Below are 20221 nucleotides of genomic sequence, written 5' to 3'. Positions count from 1 at the left end.
GCCCGGGCCTACTGCCCGTGGGCGGCGAACAGGTCGAGCAGGCGCTCCAGGCCCCGGTCGCCGAACATCAGGTCCAGGCTGCCTGCGGATTCCACGGCCGACGCCTCGCTGCGGGGGAACAGGGCCGCCTCGTACGCGGCGAGAGCGGCCTCGGTGTCACCGGGGTGCGCGGCGATCGCCCGGCCGAGTTCGGCACCGTCGAGCATGGCCAGGTTGGCGCCCTCACCGGCGAACGGTGACATGAGGTGGGCGGCGTCGCCGAGCAGGGTGACGCCGGGGACGCGGTCCCAGCGGTGGCCGACGGGCAGGGCGTGGATGTGCCGCGGGACCAGCGGACCGTCGGCGTCGGCCAGCAGCGCCCGCAGGCTGTCGGCCCAGCCGTCGAAGTGGGCGAGGACGGCCTTCTTGGCGGCGTCGGTGTCGGTGAAGTCGATGGTGGCGAGCCAGTCCGGGCCGATCTTGAGTGCCGTGTACAGGTGCAGGCTGCCGTCGGGTTCGCGGTGGGCGAGGATGCCGTTGCCGTCCCCGAGGCAGAAGAAGGAGCCGCCGCCGATGAGCGCGGCGCTGTCCGGGTGGCGGGTGTCGGCGTCCAGCAGGTCGGATTCGACGAAGGAGATGCCGGTGTAGGCGGGGGTGGCCGGCGAGACCAGCGGCCGGATCCGCGACCAGGCACCGTCGCCGCCGACGAGCAGGCCGGTGGTGACGGTGCTGCCGTCGGCGAAGGTCACCTCGTGGCGTCCGCCGCCCAGCGGCCGGGCGCCGGTGACCTTGCTCCCCCAGCGGACGGTGCCTTCGGGAAGCGAGTCCAGCAGCAGGTCGCGCAGGCGCCCGCGGTCCACCTCGGGGCGGGTGCCGTCGCCCTCGTCCGCTTCCCGCAGTCGCACGGTGCCCTGGGGGTCGACGACGCGCGTGGCCTCGCCGCCCGGGTGAACGAGGGTACGGAAACGATCGTGCAGGCCCGCGGCGCGCAGGGCCTCCTGGCCGCTGTCCTCGTGGATGTCCAGCATGCCGCCCTGGGTCCGGGCGTCCCGGCCGGCTTCGAGCTCGTAGATCACCGCCTCGATGCCGTGCACGTGCAGGACGCGGGCGAGCGTCAGGCCGCCGAGGCCCGCTCCGACGATCACGACGGGGTGGTGGATGGGGGTGCTGGTCATGGTGGTCTCTCCGTTCCATGGCGGAGCCGCCGGTACGGCGGCGTACGCGAGGCGGCTCAGGGCCGAACGCGGGGCGGTTCGGTCTCCGTGCTCGGGCAGGGCGGCTCAGTGCTTGCGGGGAGTGCTCTCCGTACCGTTGATGACGGCGCGGAAGATCCAGGCCAGCCGCTGTTCGGGGCTGCCGGAGAACAGGTCGTCGCCGAGGGCGGCGATCCGCGGGTGGGTGGCGGAGGTGGCCTGCCGCAGTGCTCGCACGAGCGCCTCGTGCTCCTCGTCGGCGGCGGCGTCGCGGTCGCGGGTGGACTGTTCGGCCGCGGTGGCCGTCGCCACCTGGAGCAGGACGTCCACGCCCCAGGCGGCCTGCGCGTCGGGGACCCCGCCCTCGTGCAGCAGGGCGAGGACCGACTCGACCAGGGCCAGGTAGTTCGGCCCGGAAGGGCGGGTCACCAGCGCGGAGTGCGCCAGGCCGGGGTACTGGAAGAGGGTGCGCGTGCAGGAGCCGAGGAGGGTCACCAGCCGTTCCCGCCAGTCGCCGGACGTACGGACCGGAGAGAGGTCGACCTCGCCGAGGAGATCGTCCAGGATCGCGGCGTGCAGCTCGGCCGTGTCGGCCACGTACACGTACAGCGAGGCGGGGCCGGTGTCGAGCTCCTGGGCCAGGCGGCGCATCGTCACCCGCCGCAGCCCTTCGGACCGCATCAGGGCGACGGCGGTCCCGATGATGCCCTCGTAGGTGAGGGCGGGTTTCGCGGGGCGCTCCCGGCGGCTGCGGGAGGCAGGGGCGGAGGCCGGGGGCCGAGCAGGGCGTCGCGTAGTCACCCCGCCACCGTAACGAACATGTTCGTTACGAACAAGTTCGTCACGGGGGCCGCGTGTCACGGTGAGGTCGTGCGTCACGGTGCGACCGGCGCGTTCCGGCCGGACCGAACGGTCAGAGAGTCTCCAAAAAGCTGCCGACGATCTCGTTGAACTCGTCCGGCCGCTCCATGTTGGGGTAGTGGGCCGTCCCTTCGACGGAGACCGCGCGGCCGTTCTTGACGGTAGCGACGAGGCGCTCGGCCATGCCGATGTTGTCGGGTGAGTCGATGCCGCCGTTGACGGCGAGCACGGGGACCTCGATACCGGCGGCCCGTTCCCACGTGGCGTGGACCGGAAGAATCTGACTGGACTCGCCACTGCTGTGCTTGGCGAGGGTGCCCCTGTTCATGCCGCGGAGCTCGTCCGCGACCTTGGGGTCGACATCATCGAGACAGCGGTGCGGGCCCGCGGCGAGGAGCATGAACGCTTCCACGGACGCGTCCAGGTCACCCGACGCCATCGCCGCGTGCCAGGCACCCATGGTCCGCACGGTCCAGGGGTCGGAGTAGTACGGCTCGCTGGTGCCCGCGCCGCTGACGACCAGGCCGCTCACCAGTTCCGGGTACTCCAGCGCGGTGTCGACGGCGGTGGCCGCCCCCATGGAGAGACCCACCAGGACCACAGGGCCGGTGCCCAGCCGGCGCAGCAGTCCGGCGACGTCGTCGGCGGGCCGGAACGGCCCGGTCGCGTTGGCGGAGCGGCCGTGGCCGCGGGCGTCCGGGGCGATGACGCGGTACCGCGAGGCGAGGGCGGGGATCTGACGGTCCCACATGCGGTGATCGAGGAAGCCGCCGTGGAGGAGGACGAGCGGGCGGCCACTGCCGGTGTCGAGCCAGAACAGGTCATCCATGACAACCAAGGTGTCACAGCCCGGGCCTCATGACAACCAGGTTGTCACATCTCTGTGCGGTTGAGCGGAGGGACAGTCGGGCGGCCCTCTCAGTTCACCTCCACGTCGTCCAGGGAGTGCAGAAGGCGGGAGAGGACCCGGATGCAGGCGGTGATCTCGTCATCCGTGAGGTCGGCGCCGGCCTGGCGCAGCGCCGCCCGTTCCCGGTCGATCACGGCGGTGATGGCGGCCCGCCCCTTCGCGGTGAGGGCGATGAGCGAAGACTTCTTGTGCGCCGGGTTGGGGCGGAACCCGACCAGTCCGAGTCCCGCGGCGTCATTGGTCATCCGCTGCACGAACTGCCGGCTGAGCGCCTGGGCCCGGCCCATCTGCGGCACGGTCATCGGCCCGTGCTCGCGGAGCATGTTGAGGACCGCCCGCACCCCCACCGACAGCCCTTCGAGGGGCGCGTCCTGCTCCACCTTGCGCTGAGCACGCCGGTACAGCGGCCCCACCAGGTTGAAGATCTCCACGAACCGGTCGCCCGGATCCTCGGACGTCTGGGTGCCGTTCTCCTCGCTCACTCCCCCATCATGACACCGCGGTTGCCATGCCCCGAAGCGCGGTGCGGCTGATCGGCTCCACCGGACAGGTTGACGGGTGTGAGCGACGCGCCGCCCGGCTTCCGTACGCTGCTGCCCGCGGACGCCGGCGGGTGGGAACCCGTCACGGACGGGGAGCCCGCGGCCTCCCTCTTCCGTTCCGCCGACGGGCAGCGGTACGCCGAGTGCGTCCCCGCCGGCCACACGGCCTCGTTGGAGGCGGAGCGGGACCGCGCCGACCGGCTCGGCACACAGGACGTGCCCGGCCCGAGCGTCCTCGGCTGGCGCGTGAACGCCGAAGGCGCCGCCCTGGTGACCAGCGCCGTCGCGTGATCTCACCCTGATGTTCGCGACGGCCCGCGATGTCGTGGCCCGGGGAGCGGTCAACCCGGAGTTCCTCCCCGTCGAACAGCAGCGGACGGCTCCCGTCGAGCTGCTCACGCATCTGACTCCGCAGCTCGCGCAGCGCCTGGCGCAGGAGGCCGCGGAGACCGTCGTCTGCCACGGGACCTGTGTCTGCCCGACATCGTGCTCGATCCGGACACCCTGAGGTGTCGGGCTTCATCGACCTCGGCCGTCTCGGCCGGGCCGATCCGTACGCCGATCTCGCGCTCCTCTTCGCCACCGCCCGGGAGACGTGGGACGACGCGCAGGCGGCCGTGGCGGAGGAGGCGTTCGCCGTGCGGTACGGGATCGCGCTCGACCGCGCCGGGGAGCGCTTCTACCTGCGTCTCGACCCCCTCACCTGGGGTGAGGGGCGCCCCACCGTGGCGCACACGACGATCGCCCTGGTGGGCGGCGTGGTCAGGGCCGCGGGAGCGGCGCGGCCGGCGCCGTACGCCGTCGCAAGGCCGGTGTCGGCTCCGGCGGTGGGCGGTGGGCGATGTGCGCCGTCGGGCGGCCCGGCACCGTGCCCCGCACCGTCAAGTGCCCCGCGCCGTCAGGCAACCGGTGACTTGGCGGCCCGGCGCAGCGCCAGCGCTGCCAGGGCCTCCGGGGCACCGGCCTGGCCCCGGATGCCGGGAAAGGCGTTGATGTCCACGATGAGTGGTGCGCCGTCGCCCGCGTCGATGACGTCCACGCCGTAGACGTCCAGCGCGAAGACCGCACCGACCCGGCGCACCAGGTCCGGCCAGCCGGCCGGCAGGGCGTCGAGGGCGAGCGGCCGGTCGGGGCCCCGGCCTTCGGGCGAGAGTTCGGAGCGGCGCAGGGCGGCGAAGAGCCGACCGTCGACCGCCCAGAGTTTGTGGTCCCATCCGCTGTTCGGCACGAACTTCTGGACCACGACCGGCTCCTGCGGCCGGGTCGCGGCGAGTTGGCGCAGTTGCGTGGCGTCGTCCAGGCGGGCCACCAGGTCCTGCTTACGGCTGTGTCGGCTCTTGACCACGACCGGGCCGGGCAGGCCCGGCCCGTCGGCCAGCTCCGCGAGGGTGGCGAAGGTACGGGTGGGTACGAACGGGAGACCGGCTCGCCGGGCGCGTTCCGCCATCGCCGTACGGTCCTGGCACAGCGTGGTCGCCGCGGCCGGGTTCACCACGGGGACGCCGCGTCCCTCCAGAGCGCGGGCGAGGGCGAGCGCCCGTGGCGTACGGGACTTCAGCAGGTAGATGTCCGCGGGCCGTTCGGGAGCCCTCTCCACCGCGTCCGGGTCCAGCGTCTCCACCCGGTGCCCGGGGGCGAGCAGGGCGGTGGTGGCGGCCAGGAGAGGATGGCCTGGATCGCTTGTGACAAGGCCGATTCTCATGCGCTCTCCCCCGCCGCCGCGGGCACGTGCAACGGGACCGGGGCCGAAGACGGGGCCGGCACCGGAGCTGACGCAGGGGCCGGGACCGGCCCTCGGCCCGCACCGGCCAGCCCGAGTACGGCGCGCGCCACCCGCGCCACCGCGTCCGGGACCTGCCGGAAGCTGGGGAAGTCGTTCACGTCGACCACCACCGGGCCGTCGGGGCCCAGCAGGACGTCCACGCCGTACAGGTCGAGGCCGTAGACCGCGCCGACCTGCCCGGCGATCGCGGCCACCCCCGCGGGCAGCGGTACGCGGCGTTCGCGTACGCCGAGTTCCGGGTGCAGCGGAGAGCAGCGCTCGGTGGCGTAGAGCTCGCCGCCGACGCAGTACACCTTCAGGTCGATGCCGGAGTTGGCCACGTACGGCTGGGCGATGAGCAGCCCCTCCCGCGCCAGTTCGGGGGCCATGGCGGCCAGTCGGTCCGGTGACGCCACCAGGTGCACGGCCCGCCCCGAACTGCCGTCGGCGGGCTTGACCACCAGCGGGTACTCCGACGCCGGCAGCTCCGCCAGCAGTTCGGGGCGGGCCGCGGCGTAGGTCGGCGGTATGGGGAGCCCACGGCTGCGGCCGATCGCCGCGGCCAGCGCCTTGTCCCGTACGCGCCGTATCGACCGGGCGTCGTTGACCGTCGTCAGCCCGGCCGAGGCCGCCGCTTCGAGCAGGGTGAGCCCCGGGCCGCCGGAGACCGTCTTGAGCACCCAGGCGTCGTGCGAGCCCGCCCGTACCGCCTCGGTCATGCGCAGCAAGGAGCCGCCGGGCCGCAGTACGTCCACCTGGTGCCCCCAGGATTGCAGCTGACGGATCACCTCGTTCGGCATGCCGTCGTGCCGGTAGTGTTCCTCCACCAGGAAGCAGAGCCTCATCGATCTTCCTTGTAATCCGCCGAGCCGGCCCGGCGCGCGTAGCGAGATCACAGGATGTCATGGCCGATCGGCGGCGCCGTCCCCGGCGCCGGACCGGCCCGCCGCGCGGACTTCGCGACGGTGGGCGGCCGTAGGGGCCGCGTCACGGGAAGAGACGGCTCCTGCCGCCGACCCTGGCAAGTCGGCGACTGCGTGGACCACAGGGAGGAAGCCGGGGCGACGAGAGCAGCCGGGGTCAGTGCCCGGCGTCGGTGCCTCGCTCGCGCTCACCGGCGGCGTACTCGGAGCACAGGCAGCCCACCCCCTTCCCGATCCACTCCCGCCCGGCCCACCGCGGGTACTGCCGGACCATCAGCTCCGTCACCTCGTCGGTGATCGTCTGCTCGTCGGCCGCCGCGTCGCGGCGTGTCCACGTCTCGCGCTGGAGCAGTTCGAGGTAGTCACGCACGTCGGTGAGCAACTGCGGGCCGCCGACCGCGCCGTGGCCGGGCACCACGATCCGCGGCGCGCGGGCCGCCAGCCGCCGCACGACCGCGAGCCAACGGGTACCCGAGACGTCGGTGTCGTGCGGCGGAAACCACGGGAAGATGGCGAACTGTCCCGCTTCCACCAGGTCTCCGGTGAACAGCACCCCCGCATCGGGCACGTCGATCACCTGGTCACCCCGGCTGTGGGCCCGGCCGGTGGCCCGAAGGCGCACCACCCGGCCGCCCAGGTCGAGGTCGTGGGTGCGGTCGTAGACGTGGTCGGGCCGCGCCGGGACCACGCCTGCGAGCCTGTGCGCGACCGGCTCGCCCAGTTGCCGGAACATCTCCAGATAGCCGGGGCCCCGCTCCCGCAGATCCTCGGCCTGGTCCCGGTTGACCAGGTAGGTCGCCGCGTCGGCGAAGGCCTGCGCCCCGAAGGCGTGCTCGGGATGGAAGTGTGTCGTCGTCAGGTACAGCCTGCGTCCCTGTGCGTAGTCGGTCGCGAACTCCCGTACCGCTTCGGCGTTCCGCAGCCCCATCCCGGTGTCGACGACCAGGACCGCGTCCCGGCCGCCGATGATGCCGATGTTCGGTACGAGCGGCACTCCTTGGTCGGGGACGACCACCACGTCCCGGGCGATCTCCTCGGCTGCCGTGACGCGTACGGCGGGGTCCGGGAGCGCCTGCTCGACCATGTCGGCCACCTCGGTCATCTCGGTCATGTCAACTCCTCGACAAGTACGGCATATGGGCAAAAAGGGCCTGCGTGGGTGTGCGGCATGTCCGTACGTACGGATGTACGCCGCACGGATCCGGTACGCCGTCGAGTCCACCGCCCGGCGCCCCGCGGCGTCCAACACCGATCGCGTCTGCCCGATACCGCGCGGGTATCGTTGCCGGATGGAGCTACGCGTGCTGCGCTACTTCGTCGCCGTCGCCGAGGAACTCCACTTCGGCAGGGCCGCGGTACGGCTGCGGATGACCCAGCCGCCGCTGAGCCGGGCGATCCGGCAGTTGGAGGCCGATCTGGGCTGTGTCCTGCTGGAGCGCTCCCCCGCCGGGGCCGCCCTGACGCCCGCCGGAGCCGTGCTCCTCGACGAGGCCCGTACGCTGCTGGCGCGGGCCGACCAGGCACGCGTCAGAGTGGCCGCCGCCGCGGGCACGGCCACCCTGACCGTCGGCACCCTGGCGGACAGCGCCGGGCAGGCCGGGACCCGACTCGCCGCCGCCTACCGGGCCCGGCACCCCCACGTGGAGGTCCGCATCCGTGAGGCCGATCTGACCGATCCGGCCACCGGGCTGCGTGCCGGCCTGGTCGATGTGGCCCTGACCCGCACGCCGTTCGACACCACCGGTCTCACCACCCATGTACTGCGTTCGGACGCGGTCGGCGCGGTCCTGCGCGCCGACGACCCGTTCGCCGGACGCGGCAGCCTGCGGCTCGACGACCTCGCCGACCGTCCGTGGTTCCGCTTCCCGGACGGCACCGATCCCGTGTGGGCCGCGTTCTGGGGCGGCGGCCGGCACACCGCCCGCCGGAGCGGGCCCGTCGTACGGACCGCCCAGGAATGCCTCCAGTCCGTCCTGTGGAGCGGGACCGTGGGACTGATACCGCTGGGCCACCCCCTTCCCGAAGGGCTCACCGCCGTCCCGCTGGCCGACATGCCGCCCAGCCGCCTGGTCATCGCCTGGAACGGCGCCGACCCCGGACCGCTCGTCCGCTCCTTCGTGCGCATCGCGACGGCGGCGTGGAGCCGCGGCGGTGCCGCCGCGGCCTGACGGCCGGGTCCGCCGCCCCAGGGTCCATTTCCGGCCCCGGTGCCCCTTCTGGTGCGCCCTCGCCTCGTTGACCTCGTAAGATTCCCGCCGTAACGACTCGGCCAAGGGGAGAGAACGCTGATGGACTTCCGGCTGCTCGGGCCGGTGTCGGCCTTCTCGGGGGACGTGCCGGTGCCGATCGGGCCTCCCAAGCGCCGGGCCGTACTGGCGCTGCTGGTGCTGGCCGAGGGCGCGTCCGTGGGTGCCGAGCGCATCATCGAGGCGTTGTGGGACACCCGCCCGCCGACCCACGCGCGGACCATCGTCTACGGCCATGTGTCGGCCCTGCGGGGGCTCCTGCACGCGGATCCCGCAGCCTGTGTCGCCACCGAGGGCGGCGGGTACGCGCTGCATGCCGCGCCGGAGGCGGTGGACGTGTGGCGTTTCCGCGAACTGGTGCGCCGGGCCACGGCCGGTTCGCCCGGCGAGGAGGCGGCCGTCCTGCTGCGGGAGGCCCTCGGGCTGTGGCGGGGCCGGGTGCTCGGCGGAATCGGTGACACGCCGCTGATGGCGGCGGCGGCCGAACGGCTGGTGGAGGAACAGCTCGCCGCGCTGGAACACTTCGCCGGGGCCCTGCACGCCTGCGGCCGAGGCGCGGAAGCCCTCGCACCGCTCCAGTCCGCTCTCGAACGCCACCCGCTGCGCGAGTCGTTGGTCGCCGCCGCCGTCCGCTCCCTGCACGACGCGGACCGTCAGGCCGACGCCATCGACCTCTACCACCGTACGCAGCGCCTGCTCGCCCAGGAGCTGGGCGTCGACCCCGGCGCCGCGCTGTCCCAGGCGTACCTCGCCATCCTGCGGTCCCGGCCGGTCGTCGGCCGACAGCCGAAGCGGGACGCGTCGGCGCGCGTGCCGACGCTGTCTCCGGCGCCCGCACCCGCCCCCTCAAGCCCCCAGGCCCCGCCCCACCGGCCCACCGCGCCCGTCCCCGCAGACGCTCCCCCGCCCCTCTCCCTCCTCCCCCGCGCCCCGGCCGGCTTCGTGGGCCGTGCCGATGACCTGGCGCGTCTCTCCGAAGCCGCGCAGTCGGGCACCCCGGCCCTGTGTGTGGTCACCGGCCCGGCCGGAGTCGGCAAGACCTCGCTGGCGGTCCACTGGGCGTACACGTACGCCGGTGACTTCCCCGACGGCATCCTCTACGCCGACCTGCACGGCCTGGAACCGGACGGCACCGGCCCGCAGCCGGAGGGCGTCCTCCACGACTTCCTCCAGGCGCTCGGCACTCCCGAGGAACGGCTGCCCGCGGACGCCCGTGCCGCGGAACACCTGTACCGCTCGCTGCTCACCGGCCGCCGCGTCCTCGTCCTGCTCGACAACGCGCGCGACTCGGCGCAGGTGCGTCCCCTGCTGCCCGGCACGCCGGGCTCCACCGTGCTGGTCACCAGCCGCAACCGGCTGGAAGGGCTGGCCGCCACCGACTGCGCCCGGCTGCTGCCCCTGGAACGGCTGGCGACGCCGGACGGTGTCCGGGTCCTGCGCACCGTGATCGGTGAGGCCCGGGTGGCCGCCGATCCGGTCGCCGCGGCCCAACTGTCCGCCCTGTGCGACGGCCTGCCGCTGGCGCTGCGGCTCGCCGCGGCCCGGCTCGCCGCACGGCCCCGGCTGTCCCTGCGCGCGATGGCGGACGACCTGGTCGACGAGCACCGGCGGTTGTCCCTGCTGTCCAACGAGGACCTCGGGGTCGAGGCGACGCTGCGCCTGAGCGTGCAGCAACTGCCACCGGCCGGCGCGCTGCTCTTCCGTCAGCTGGCCCTGCACGTCGGGTCCGAACTCGACAGCGGCGCCGCGGCGGCACTCAGCGGCCTGCCGCCCGCCGAGGCACGCGCCGCCCTGGACGAGCTGGCCGCCGCCCACCTCGTCGAGGAGTGGACCGGCGACCGGTATCTGATGCACGACCTGACCAGGCTGTACGCGCGGTCCGCCGTGGCCCGGGCCGACACGGCGGGGCTGCACCGGCTGCTGGTGCACTACCTGTCCGCCGCCCAGGCCGCGGCCGCCGCCGCCGAACCCGGCAGCCAACCCTGCTGCACACTGCCCCCGGGCGTGACGCCGCCCGCCGCGCCGCCGGTCTTCGCCGGCCGCGCCGACGCGATGGCCTGGTACGTGACCGAGCGCGCCAACCTCACCTCCGCGGTGGTCGCCGCGGCCGACGCCGGGCACCCGGAACTGGCCTGGCGGATCGCCGTCCAGCTGTGGCCCCTGGTCGTGCGCCAGGTGCACGACGGCTGGGAACCGGCCCTCGAACGCGCCCTGGCCGCCGCCACCGCGCTCGACGACCCGGACGCCGAGTCCCGGCTGTGCTCGCTGCTCGGCTGGGTCCTCACCGAGAACGGGCAGCACACCGCGGCGCTGGAACACCTGTGCCGCGCCCCTGACCTGGCCGTACGGGCCGGGGACCCGCGCGGCCAGGTGATCGCGCTGATCAATTGGGCGGCCGCGCTGGAGCACGTCGGCGACCTCTCGGGGGCCGGAACCCGGCGGGAAATGGCGGCGCGGATGGCGCATGCCCTCGACCACCCGCACACCGAGTCCCTGTCCCTCTACCACCTGGCGGCCCACTGCCTCACCGTCGGCCGGCCCGACGAGGCCCTGGCCCACTGCCGTCAGGGCCTCGCGCTGGCCCCTGACGAGCAGTCGGACGAGCGCCGGGCGCTGCTCCTCGACACCTGCGGCAAGGCGCTGCAAGCCCTCGGCCGGGACAGCGAGGCCCGGCGCTGTTTCAGCGAGGCCGCGGCCCTCACCGGACCGCCCCCGCCGGTGGAAGGGGCGGCCACCGGGCAGGGCAGCGTTCCCCTGGGCGGCGGGGGCACCCCCGGCGGGAACCTGCGCGTCGTCGCGGGCTGACCGCCTGCCACGAGGTGCCTTCGCCCTCGGCCCTTGAGCGGTGACGCACGATGTGACGTACCCGGCGGCCCGTCGGGGCCGGGACGGCGTAGCCCGGTGAGCACCGGCCGTCTCTCCCCGCTCAACTGTCCAACCGTCAAAACGGAACCTTGGATTACCAGGGGACGCACCGTAAGTTTCTTGTGCGTTCCGATCCTCTTGCTGCCGTGTTCCGCGGGGAGTTGACGGAACGACCGCACCTCGGCCTTTTCTTGGCCGCCTGCGGACGGACCGGAATTCCGCCCTCCCCGCGCTTGCGCCGAGGTGGCGCGTCACCGATGCGGGGCGGCCGGATTCAGGTTCAGGGTTCAGGTTCCGCTTCAAGTCGATGGTTCCGTGCCACGGCGCGGCAGGGGGAATGCTCATGTCTTCCGGATCGAGACGTCCGGACGTCTGTGTCGTGGGAGCGGGGCCGGTCGGCCTCACCGTCGCGCTGGGCCTGGCGGTCGCGGGTGTCGGCGTCACCGTGCTGGAGAGCGCTGCGGACATCGCCGTGTCCTCCCGCGCGCTGGTCCACCAGAGCCACACGCTGGAGGGGTTCGCGCGCCTCCGGGTGCTCGACGCCGTCCTGCGTGCGGGAACACCGTTGCGCGCCCGGGATTTCCTCGTACGCCGCACGGGCGAGCGCATCCGTCATCCCACGCCGGGTCCCCGTACGGGCTCCGCTCCGGCACACAACCTGATTCTGCGGCAGGACGCGCTCAGCCGCATCCTCCTCCGGCAGTTGCTCCGCTTCCCGGCCGCCGAGGTGAAGTTCGGCTGTGCGGTGGACACGGTGCGCCAGAACGGCGAATCGGTGCGCGTCGGCTACACGCACCAGGAGGGCCGCGGGCTGCTCGAAACACGCTGGGCCGTCGGCGCGGACGGCGCCCGCAGCACCGTACGGAAATCCCTCGGTGTGGAATTCGAGGGATTCACCTGGCCGGAGCGCTTCGTCGCCACGGACATCCGCTACGACTTCGCAGCGCACGGTTATGCCGACGCGAATTTCGTCATCGATCCGGACGACGGGGCAATCGTCGTGCGGATCGATTCCGGAAATCTGTGGCGGGTGGCCTGGACGGAGCGCGCCTCCCTCCCGGAAGAAACCCTCCCGCGCCGGCTGGCGGAATTCTTTGCGCGTAACCTTCCCGGGCCCCGGCCTCGGAATTACGAACTGGTCGCACATGCCCCGTACCGCGCGCACCAGCGGACCGCCGAACGGTTCCGTGTGGGCCGGGTCCTGCTGGCGGGCGACGCGGCGCACGTCACCAACCCGACCGGCGGCATGGGGCTGACGGCCGGGCTGCACGACGCCTTCCCGCTGGGCGAGGCGCTGGCCGCCGTCCTTCTCGGGCGGTGCGGCGAGGGTGTGCTGGACCGTTACGCGGAGGCGGGCCGGGCCGCGTTCCTGACCCGGTTCTCGCCGCTCGCGACCGACCTGAAGCGCCTCGTCTTCGACACCCGTGACCCCGCGCGGCTCGCCGAGGCCCTCGTCCCGCTCCGCCGGCTGGCGGCCGACGAGGAGCTGCGGCGCTCCCGGACCGCCGCGCTCCGCTCGGCCCTGCCGCTCTCGCTGCTGGACGACGGGCGAGCCGCCGGCCGCCTCCGCCCCTACCTCGGCGCGGCAGCCGCGGGCTCCCCTCAAGGGCCGCAGGGGAATGCGGACCAGGGGCCGGAGGGACACACGGCCCAAGGACCGCAGGGACATGCGGATCGAGGGCCGCAGGGACACGCGGGCCACCACTTCGGACCCCAGGAGAGGCAGACAGCACCATGACACCGACGCGACCGGTCGCATCCCGGAGGTGGAGCGGCTTCGAGGAGCTCCACGCGCTCCAGCGGGAACGTATCGGCACGGCCCTGTGCCGGTCCGCACACTCCCCCTTCTACCGGGACCGGTTCCGCCTGCGCCAGGGCGGGACGATGCCCGGCAGCCTCGCCGACGTCCCGGTGACCACCAAGGACGATCTGCGCGCCGCCTACCCGTTCGGCATGCTGGCGGTGCCCCGGGAGCGGGTCGCCACCTACCACGAGTCCAGCGGGAGTTCGGGCCGGGCGACGTCCTCGTTCTGCACCGAGGACGACTGGGTGGACATCGCCGAGCGCTTCAACCGGATGCCGGCCGGCATCGGCCCCGCCGACACCCTGCTGGTGCGGATTCCGTACGCCATGGTGCTGGCCGGGCACATCGGTCACTTCGGCGCCCGGGCGAAGGGCGCGACCGTGGTGCCCGCCGACAGCCGCAGCTTCGCCACCCCGTACGGACGCGTCGTCCGGCTGCTGCACGACCTCGGTGCCACCCTGACCTGGTCCAACCCCACCGAACCGCTCATCTGGGCCGCGGCTGCCCGCGCCGCCGGGCTGGACCCCCGCACCGACTTCCCGTGCCTGCGCGCGCTCCTGGTCTGCGGCGAGCCGCTGAGCGAAGCGCGCCGCGAGCGGTTGGGCGAGCTGTGGAACGCGTCCGTGATCGAGGACTACGGCGCCACCGAGGTCGGACCGCTCGCCTCCGCCTGCCGCCACGGCCGGCGGCACTTCTACGCCGACCGCGTGGTGCCCGAGGTCCTCGACCCCGCCACCGGGGAGATCACCCCGGACGGTACCGGTGAGCTGGTCATCACCCCCCTGTACCGCGAGGCCATGCCGCTGCTCCGGTACAACCTGGAGGACACCGTCCAGTTGAGCCACGAGCCGTGTCCCTGCGGCAGCTGGCTTCCCGTCATCCGGCTCGCGGGCCGCGCGACGCAGGCGTTCGACGTCGCGGGGCGGCGGGTCTCCCAGTTGCAACTGGAGGAGCTGGTCTTCCGCCTGCCTGCCGCGTACGGCGTGCTGTTCTGGCGGGCGCGGGCCGAAGCGCGACGACTCGTCGCCGAGGTGGAGGTGGCGGACGTGTACGCCGCGGACGCCTGCGCCGAGCTGACCGGCGCCGTACGGGCCCGGCTGGGCGTGGACTGCGAGGTGGCTCCCGTGCCGCCGGGCACGCTGATGCCCGACGAGGTGCTGTCCGCGCCCGGCGACGTGCTCAAGCCCCGCAGCCTGTTCGGCCCCGACGAGGACTGGTCCCGTGGTCTCCTCTACTACTGATCCCGCCCCTGCCCCGGCGTACGGCCTGGCCACGCTCCCTTCCTCCACCCGCATCCTGCTCACCGGGGACGGCGCGACGACGGTCATGCTGGAAGCATTGCTCGATGTGCCGCTGCGGGTGCGGGTCGTCGTCCAGCGGGTGGTGGACACGGCGGCGGTGCCGCCCGCCGTCCGCCGGGCCCTCGCGGCCGAGCGGATGCCCCGGCTCCTGGAGCGGCTGTCCGAACTGGTCGACCCCGCTGGACGGCCGGTCAGCCGCAACCGGGTCGTCTCCGCGGTGGCGGCGACCGGCCAGCTACCGCCGCCGACGGACCCCACGCCCCTCGGCGTACGGCTGCGGGAGGAACGCCGCGCACAGCACCGGGAATTGCTGCGGTGCGGTGTCGGGCACGCGCCCGAGGCGCCGCAGTTCGGCTGGTGCGCCTTCAAGGAGTACGTGATCAGAAGCCCGGACCGGTATCCGGTCTATGTCGCGGAGCGGTTCAATCCGGCCGTGGTGGCCGTGACCTGACCCCCGGCTGCCTCGGGACGGAGCCCTTCGGGACGGGGCACCTCGGCGCGCGTTCCCGGAGCGCCACGGTGGTGGGTGCGGCAGTACGTGTCGCGCACGGCGCGATATCCGGGTACGTGCACGGTGTTCAGCAGCAGCGCCCAGCGGGCCGCGTTCGCCTCGATCCGCCGTTCGACGTCGCGCCGGGCGGCGGGCGTGGTGGCCGCGGCGAGCTGCTGCGCGTGAACCCACGCCTGCTCCCGCCAGATGCGGAAGAGCCGGCCGGCGGTGTGTCCGGCGATGGGGTTCCACCGTGCGTCGGCCAGGGCCACCACCGGGTCGTGATGACGGGCGATTTCTCGGACCGCGGGCGCGTACGCGCGGTCCAGGACTGCTTGGAAACGGTGGTAGTCGGCCTTGCGTGACGCACCTCCGGGCCGGGTGAGCCCGACGGAGGCCAGCACATAGGGCATGTCCCGCTGGATGTGCGCGTTGGCGCCGAGCAGGACGTCCTGGCCCGCGTTCACATCACCGGTGCGCGCGGCCTCGAAGGCCGTCTGCCATGCCCGCGGGACCGGCCGCCCTGCTCGGTCCGCGTGGTAGGCGTCCAGATACAGGTTGACGAAGCCGGTGTTGAGGTCTCCGGCCAGCCAGTCCGGGTCGTCGAAGGAACCTGGTCTGGCCGCGGCCGCTTCCAGAACGCGTTCGAGCTGGACGTAGATCACGGGGAAGGGGGCCCGGTGGTCACATCCCAGGGCGTCACGGAGCCGGGTCAGGGTCCGGCGTGCTTCCTGGACGCATCCCACCACCGGCCCTTCGCAGGAGAGGCGTCGGACGTCGTCGCGCGGCAGTGGTGGCGCGGCGAGGGCCGGACCACCGGCCAGAAGAGCCGCCGCCGCCACGACCGTGGTGGACAGCTTGAAGAATGCGCCACGCGTACCGGCCATGCTCCCCGCCTCCTTGTCGCCCGCCCGATGCGTCTCCCCCGTCTACCGAACGACCCGGCGCGACGAAGGTCACACCAGGGCGCCACCGGGGACGAAGCGGGCGGTGCGGGCGGGACGGCCCGGGGGCCAGGGCGGTCAGGGGCCGGGCGGTCCGGGGCCCAGGCGGTCCGGGGCCGGGCGGCCCGGGGCCGGGCGGCCCGGGGCCCGGGCGGTCAGGAACCGGCAGCTCGCGAGGGGCCGGCTTCGCCTCCGCGGTGGTGCGCGGCGAGGGCCGCGTCGGCGGTGGGGTAGGCCGGCAGCAGGGTGTCGAGGCCGGTGATGTTCAGCAGGCGGGCGAGCCGCCCGGAGACGGCGGCCAGGCCGAGGGTGCCGCCGGCCTCCTGGGCGCAGCGCCAGATCGCCACCAGGGCGTTGAAGCCGGAGGAGTCGCAGAAGGAGACGGCTTCCAGGTCCAGGACCAGGTGTCGGTGGCCCCGTCCGATGAGGTCCAGGGCCTCGGCGCGCAGGGCGGGCGCGGTGGTCAGGTCGAGATCGCCCGCGAGGGCGGCCAGGGCGAGGTCGCCTTCGGCGCGCCGGGTGGTCAGGCGGAAGGTGTCGTTCACGGTCGGTTCTCCGGCTTCCGCCCGGAGGGGCGAGACGGGGGGGCGGGACAGGGGCGCCGTCCATGGCGGCACCGGCCGCGGGAGCGGGCCGGCGGGCGCGGGCGGCGAGGAAGCCGATCAGCCCCTCGCCGCCGAGCATAACGCCGTTCGCGGTGCCGGCCGTGGCGGGCCGGTCCGTCCGAAGACGCGGTCAGAGCCGCATTTTGGTCATCCTGAATGGCTGGTTCTGTACGCGATGACCAAAAGTGGCGTGCTGTCGGTGGCGTGATCCGAGGGTCGCAACTCGGCCGCACCGACGGTGTCCAGTGGGTGAGACGGCGCCCCCCGGCGTCCCGCCGGACGCCCTCACCGCAGTTCCGGCGCCATCACAGGATCATCACACGTCCTCTACAACCTCTGCATCGAACAAATCCGGCGTACCTTCCCAACCATGCCATGTACGGGCAAGCGTGGTCGGCCGACGCCGGTGCGGCCGCATATCCCGGTGACCGGAATCTTTCGTTGACAGTCCGGAAATGCGGTCTCTACTGTTACGTGCAAATTCCGGCCCAATCCCTCCTTTCAGCTCATAGCGAGCGGACACCACCCGTTCACCATTTGCACGTGCGCATGTTTTCTGTTGTTTGCCGACCAGGTTCGCGCCTTTTCGCGGCGTGAAGAGGCAGCTCGAACGCAGCAATCAAGTACAAGGAGACACGGTGACCCCCGCACTCGCCGAACAGCAGACCTACCGCCTGTCCGAGGCCGAAACACACAAGCTCTGGCGGCTCTCCCAGCTCGCCGCCGGCGCCTCGGAGGCATCTGCGCTGGCGCTTTCCGGTCTACTTCTCGATCTGCCGAAATCCGTGCGCACCGCCCTGCTCGAATTCGCCGAGGCCGGTGCCGACTCGGGATTCCTCCTGCTGCGCGGAGTCACCGTCGGGGACCTTCCCGACACCCCCACCGTCCATCACTCCGGCGCCCTCCAGGGGCACCCCACCGACGGCACCCTGACCCTCGTGGCGGACCTTCTCGGCTCGCTCGTCGGCTACCTGGACGAGAAGGACGGCGCGCTCATCCACGACGTGCACGCCGTGCCCGGGGAGGAGAAGCGCATCGAGAACAGCGGATCGGTGGCCTTCGACTTCCACACCGAGAACGTCCACCACCCGCTGCGCCCCGACTATTTGGGCCTGCTGTGCCTGCGCCAGGACCACGAGGGCGTCGCCGCCACCCGCGTCGCCTCGGTGCGCGAGGCCGTCCGGCACCTGACCGAGGAGCAGGTGGCGATCCTGCGCACCCCGCAGTTCTACAGCTCCTACCCGGCGTCCTTCACCCGGGGCAGGACCGGCCCGGTGCCCCGTTCCGGCCCGCACCCCGCCGTCTTCGGGCCGTACGACCGGCCGTTCATGCGCTTCAACTCGCACACCACGCACGCCGCCGGCGCCGAGGCGACCGCGGCGCTGAAGGCGCTGGCCGAGGCTCTGGAAGCGGTCTGCCACAACGTCGTGCTGGAGCCCGGCGACCTCGTCGTGGTCGACAACCACGTGGCGGCGCACGGCCGCAGCGCGTTCGTCCCGCGGTACGACGGCCGGGACCGCTGGCTGCGCCGCTTCTACTCCGTACGCTCCATCCTCGGCTGGACGCAGCACATGATGCCCCGTCAGCGCGTCATCCCGACGATGGAGGACATCCAGGGCGTGCTCTGAGCCGCGCTCCGGGATGCACTTGATTCGTCCTGCCCGTGCAGTCATCGCCCAGGGCTGCGCACCCTTGCACTGAGGACCGGAATACCTTGGATTTCATAGACGTCATAGGGCTGCTCACCGCCGCGGTGGCCGCCGGGTGGGTGGACGCGGTGGTCGGCGGGGGCGGGGTGCTGCTCATCCCCGTCCTGCTGCTCAGTTTCCCGCAGTTGCCGCCGGCCACCGCCCTGGGCACCAACAAGATCGCCGCGATCACCGGCACCGCGACGGCCGCTTACATGTACGCGCGGCGTACGGCCCTGGACCGGAAAATCCTCGTACCGGCCGCCGCCTGCGCGGTACCGGCCGGCGCGCTCGGCGCGCTGTCGGCGGCCACCGTCCCCACGGCGTACTTCCGCCCGGTCATCATGGTCCTGCTGATCTCGGTCGCCCTGTTCGTGGCGTTCAAGCCGAGCTTCGGCACCCAGCCGCTGGCCCGTGAGGTGACCCGGCGGCGACGCGTCGTGGCGGTGCTCCTCGGCGGCTGTGTGGTCGGTTTCTACGACGGGCTCTTCGGGCCCGGCGTGGGCACCTTCCTCATCATCTCCTTCACCACGCTGCTCGCCACCCAGTTCCTGGAGAGCGCGGCGATGTCGAAGGTCATCAACGCCTCGTCCAACCTCGGCGCCCTGCTGGTCTTCGCGCTCCAGGGGAACGTGCTCTGGGCGCTGGGGCTCGGGATGGCCGTGGGCAATGTGACCGGCGCGCTGATCGGTTCGCGCATGGCCCTGAAGAAGGGCTCCGGCTTCGTCCGTACCGTGCTGGTGCTCGTGGTGATCGGCATGGTGACGAAGATGGCGTTCGACCAGTTCGCCTGAGGCACCGCCAGCACATCAGTACCGCCTGCACATCAGCACGTCAGCACGTCAGCACCGCCTGCACGTCAGCACCTGATGGGAACCACGCGAGAACGCATCCACACCCCACACTACGAGAGCCCGGAGGCCACCATGGACCCCGTACGGAATCTCGCTGACCTACTGACCCTGCCGGACTTCGAGGCCGCCAGTGACGCGGTACTCGACCAGGGCTGCCGGGCCTATGTCGCCGGCGGCGCCGGAACCGATCGCACCGTACGCGCCAACATCGCGGCGTTCGACGACATCTGGCTCCGACCACGCGTCCTGGCCAGTACGACGACCGAACCGCGCACGGACGTGACGGTCCTCGGGCACCACATGTCCATGCCCGTCCTGCTCGCACCGACCAGCCCGCAGCGGCTGCTGCACGAGGACGCGGAGATCGCCACCTCGCTCGCCGCCGAGGCGGCCGGCGTCGTCCCCGTCGTCAGCACGGACAGCCACGTCCCGTTCCCGGAGATCGCCAAGGCGTCCGGCCGGGCCGGCTGGTTCCAGCTGTACGCCTACCGGTCGCGCGACGACATCGCCGCGACGATCGACATGGCCGAGACCGCCGGCGCGTCCGCCCTGGTGGTCACCGTGGACGCCAGTCACGCCGCACTGCGGGTGCACGCCCAGCGCGCCGGCTTCGCCACGCCCGGACACGTGGACTTCGGGACGCTGCGCGCGCTCGGCATCCTGGAGGGCGAGGTACCGGCCGGCGCCCGCATCGACCGGTTGTCGCTGAGCTGGGAGGACCTGCTGTGGATCCGGGCCAGGACCCGGCTCCCCCTCCTGGTCAAGGGCGTACTGCGGGCCGACGACGCCCGCCGCTGCCTGGACAGCGGCGCGGACGGCGTCATCGTCTCCAACCACGGCGGACGGCAGTTGGACGGGGCGGTGCCCGCTGTGGTCGCACTGAGCGAGGTCGCGGCCGAGGTCGACGGCCGGTGCGCCGTCCTGATGGACAGCGGTATCCGCTCCGGCGTGCATGTCGTCAAGGCCCTCGCGCTGGGCGCCGACGCGGTCTGCCTGGGACGGCCGTACCTGTGGGGCCTGAGCGTCGCCGGGCGCGAAGGGGTCGAAGCGGTGCTGCGGCTGCTGCGCCGGGAGATCGAGGACACCCTCCGGCAGCTCGGCGCGGCCGAGGTCGCCGAGCTGGGGCCGCACTTCGTGGCCAAGGCCGGCACCGGGGCGGCGGCCGGAGCGGCCTGACGGCCCCGCACCACCGCCCGCTCCGCCCCGTACCCAGAGCCCCACCCGTACGGAGAGCCCCATCCGTACGAAGGGCCC

At 73.0% G+C, this 20221-nt stretch carries 17 protein-coding genes and 1 pseudogene; 9 read left to right on the top strand and 9 right to left on the bottom strand.

The features are described 5' to 3' along the window. Positions 1 to 8: 8 nt before the first annotated feature. From AB0A97_RS18260 to AB0A97_RS18245, 4 genes are all read right to left on the bottom strand, one after another. Complete coding sequence (locus tag AB0A97_RS18260) at positions 9 to 1154, bottom strand: NAD(P)/FAD-dependent oxidoreductase (RefSeq protein ID WP_361150620.1); 1146 nt, start codon at positions 1152 to 1154, stop codon at positions 9 to 11. Between the two features lie 105 nt (positions 1155 to 1259). Then, positions 1260 to 1973 carry a TetR/AcrR family transcriptional regulator C-terminal domain-containing protein gene (locus AB0A97_RS18255; protein ID WP_361150618.1) on the bottom strand — a complete coding sequence of 238 codons (714 nt, stop codon included), beginning with the start codon at positions 1971 to 1973 and terminating at the stop codon, positions 1260 to 1262. A gap of 112 nt (positions 1974 to 2085) precedes the next feature. After that, on the bottom strand, positions 2086 to 2862 hold the full coding sequence (locus AB0A97_RS18250) for an alpha/beta hydrolase (protein ID WP_361150615.1): 777 nt from the start codon (positions 2860 to 2862) through the stop codon (positions 2086 to 2088). Positions 2863 to 2951: 89 nt separating this feature from the next. Then, complete coding sequence (locus tag AB0A97_RS18245) at positions 2952 to 3425, bottom strand: MarR family transcriptional regulator (protein WP_361150613.1); 474 nt, start codon at positions 3423 to 3425, stop codon at positions 2952 to 2954. 78 nt (positions 3426 to 3503) lie between these two features. On the opposite strand from AB0A97_RS18245, the pseudogene AB0A97_RS18240 reads away from it, so the two are divergent. After that, a pseudogene (locus tag AB0A97_RS18240) lies at positions 3504 to 4195 on the top strand (phosphotransferase); the annotation flags it as partial. Between the two features lie 188 nt (positions 4196 to 4383). Here the strand turns inward: AB0A97_RS18240 and AB0A97_RS18235 are convergent. From AB0A97_RS18235 to AB0A97_RS18225, 3 genes are all read right to left on the bottom strand, one after another. Beyond that, a complete protein-coding gene (locus tag AB0A97_RS18235) occupies positions 4384 to 5187 on the bottom strand; it encodes an alpha-L-glutamate ligase (RefSeq protein ID WP_361150611.1) in 804 nt (267 codons plus the stop codon). Then, positions 5184 to 6092, bottom strand: a complete 909-nt coding sequence (locus AB0A97_RS18230; protein WP_361150608.1) for a hypothetical protein — start codon at positions 6090 to 6092, stop codon at positions 5184 to 5186. The genes AB0A97_RS18235 and AB0A97_RS18230 overlap by 4 nt, the downstream gene beginning before the upstream one ends. 235 nt (positions 6093 to 6327) lie before the next feature. Next, positions 6328 to 7281, bottom strand: a complete 954-nt coding sequence (locus AB0A97_RS18225) for an MBL fold metallo-hydrolase (protein WP_361150605.1) — start codon at positions 7279 to 7281, stop codon at positions 6328 to 6330. A 178-nt stretch (positions 7282 to 7459) separates the two neighbouring features. Here AB0A97_RS18225 and AB0A97_RS18220 point away from each other — a divergent pair, with 178 nt between their 5' ends. The 5 genes from AB0A97_RS18220 (at position 7460) to AB0A97_RS18200 (ending at position 14837) form a co-directional block, all read left to right on the top strand. Beyond that, entirely contained in the window at positions 7460 to 8338 is an 879-nt protein-coding gene (locus AB0A97_RS18220) for a LysR substrate-binding domain-containing protein (RefSeq protein WP_361150603.1), read from the top strand. Between the two features lie 120 nt (positions 8339 to 8458). Beyond that, entirely contained in the window at positions 8459 to 11221 is a 2763-nt protein-coding gene (locus AB0A97_RS18215; RefSeq protein ID WP_361150600.1) for a BTAD domain-containing putative transcriptional regulator, read from the top strand. 403 nt (positions 11222 to 11624) lie between these two features. Beyond that, a complete protein-coding gene (locus AB0A97_RS18210) occupies positions 11625 to 13019 on the top strand; it encodes an FAD-dependent monooxygenase (RefSeq protein WP_361150598.1) in 1395 nt (464 codons plus the stop codon). Next, positions 13016 to 14326 carry an AMP-binding protein gene (locus AB0A97_RS18205; protein WP_361150596.1) on the top strand — a complete coding sequence of 437 codons (1311 nt, stop codon included), beginning with the start codon at positions 13016 to 13018 and terminating at the stop codon, positions 14324 to 14326. Before AB0A97_RS18210 ends, AB0A97_RS18205 begins: the two co-directional genes overlap by 4 nt. Then, positions 14307 to 14837 carry a hypothetical protein gene (locus AB0A97_RS18200; protein ID WP_361150593.1) on the top strand — a complete coding sequence of 177 codons (531 nt, stop codon included), beginning with the start codon at positions 14307 to 14309 and terminating at the stop codon, positions 14835 to 14837. The genes AB0A97_RS18205 and AB0A97_RS18200 overlap by 20 nt, the downstream gene beginning before the upstream one ends. Here AB0A97_RS18200 and AB0A97_RS18195 read toward each other — a convergent pair. Both AB0A97_RS18195 and AB0A97_RS18190 read right to left on the bottom strand, forming a co-directional pair. Next, positions 14792 to 15763 carry a DUF5995 family protein gene (locus AB0A97_RS18195; protein WP_361150590.1) on the bottom strand — a complete coding sequence of 324 codons (972 nt, stop codon included), beginning with the start codon at positions 15761 to 15763 and terminating at the stop codon, positions 14792 to 14794. The genes AB0A97_RS18200 and AB0A97_RS18195 overlap by 46 nt on opposite strands. Positions 15764 to 15975: 212 nt before the next feature. Beyond that, positions 15976 to 16365 carry an STAS domain-containing protein gene (locus AB0A97_RS18190; RefSeq protein ID WP_361150587.1) on the bottom strand — a complete coding sequence of 130 codons (390 nt, stop codon included), beginning with the start codon at positions 16363 to 16365 and terminating at the stop codon, positions 15976 to 15978. A 698-nt stretch (positions 16366 to 17063) separates the two neighbouring features. Between AB0A97_RS18190 and AB0A97_RS18185 the strand changes: the two genes are divergently transcribed. The 3 genes from AB0A97_RS18185 (at position 17064) to AB0A97_RS18175 (ending at position 20143) form a co-directional block, all read left to right on the top strand. Beyond that, positions 17064 to 18053: a TauD/TfdA family dioxygenase gene (locus AB0A97_RS18185; RefSeq protein ID WP_361150584.1), complete on the top strand. Its 990-nt coding sequence runs from the start codon at positions 17064 to 17066 to the stop codon at positions 18051 to 18053. An 86-nt stretch (positions 18054 to 18139) separates the two neighbouring features. Continuing rightward, positions 18140 to 18907, top strand: coding sequence for a TSUP family transporter (locus AB0A97_RS18180; protein ID WP_361150581.1), 768 nt, complete (start codon positions 18140 to 18142; stop codon positions 18905 to 18907). Between the two features lie 75 nt (positions 18908 to 18982). Then, positions 18983 to 20143 carry an alpha-hydroxy acid oxidase gene (locus tag AB0A97_RS18175; protein WP_361150578.1) on the top strand — a complete coding sequence of 387 codons (1161 nt, stop codon included), beginning with the start codon at positions 18983 to 18985 and terminating at the stop codon, positions 20141 to 20143. Positions 20144 to 20221: the final 78 nt, after the last annotated feature.

This window comes from Streptomyces sp. NPDC045470, assembly GCF_040646595.1.
Classification (GTDB): Bacteria; Actinomycetota; Actinomycetes; order Streptomycetales; family Streptomycetaceae; genus Streptomyces.
This window is presented reverse-complemented; position numbering and strand designations above follow the sequence as displayed.

Bases quoted from the DNA above. Each gene is read 5' to 3' on its own strand.
- AB0A97_RS18195 (WP_361150590.1), bottom strand. From the start codon at position 15,763: ATGGCCGGTACGCGTGGCGCATTCTTCAAGCTGTCCACCACGGTCGTG.
- AB0A97_RS18220 (WP_361150603.1), top strand. From the start codon at position 7,460: ATGGAGCTACGCGTGCTGCGCTACTTCGTCGCCGTCGCCGAGGAACTC.
- AB0A97_RS18215 (WP_361150600.1), top strand. From the start codon at position 8,459: ATGGACTTCCGGCTGCTCGGGCCGGTGTCGGCCTTCTCGGGGGACGTG.
- AB0A97_RS18235 (WP_361150611.1), bottom strand. From the start codon at position 5,187: ATGAGAATCGGCCTTGTCACAAGCGATCCAGGCCATCCTCTCCTGGCC.
- AB0A97_RS18250 (WP_361150615.1), bottom strand. From the start codon at position 2,862: ATGGATGACCTGTTCTGGCTCGACACCGGCAGTGGCCGCCCGCTCGTC.
- AB0A97_RS18205 (WP_361150596.1), top strand. From the start codon at position 13,016: ATGACACCGACGCGACCGGTCGCATCCCGGAGGTGGAGCGGCTTCGAG.
- AB0A97_RS18260 (WP_361150620.1), bottom strand. From the start codon at position 1,154: ATGACCAGCACCCCCATCCACCACCCCGTCGTGATCGTCGGAGCGGGC.
- AB0A97_RS18210 (WP_361150598.1), top strand. From the start codon at position 11,625: ATGTCTTCCGGATCGAGACGTCCGGACGTCTGTGTCGTGGGAGCGGGG.
- AB0A97_RS18230 (WP_361150608.1), bottom strand. From the start codon at position 6,092: ATGAGGCTCTGCTTCCTGGTGGAGGAACACTACCGGCACGACGGCATG.
- AB0A97_RS18175 (WP_361150578.1), top strand. From the start codon at position 18,983: ATGGGAACCACGCGAGAACGCATCCACACCCCACACTACGAGAGCCCG.
- AB0A97_RS18225 (WP_361150605.1), bottom strand. From the start codon at position 7,281: ATGACCGAGATGACCGAGGTGGCCGACATGGTCGAGCAGGCGCTCCCG.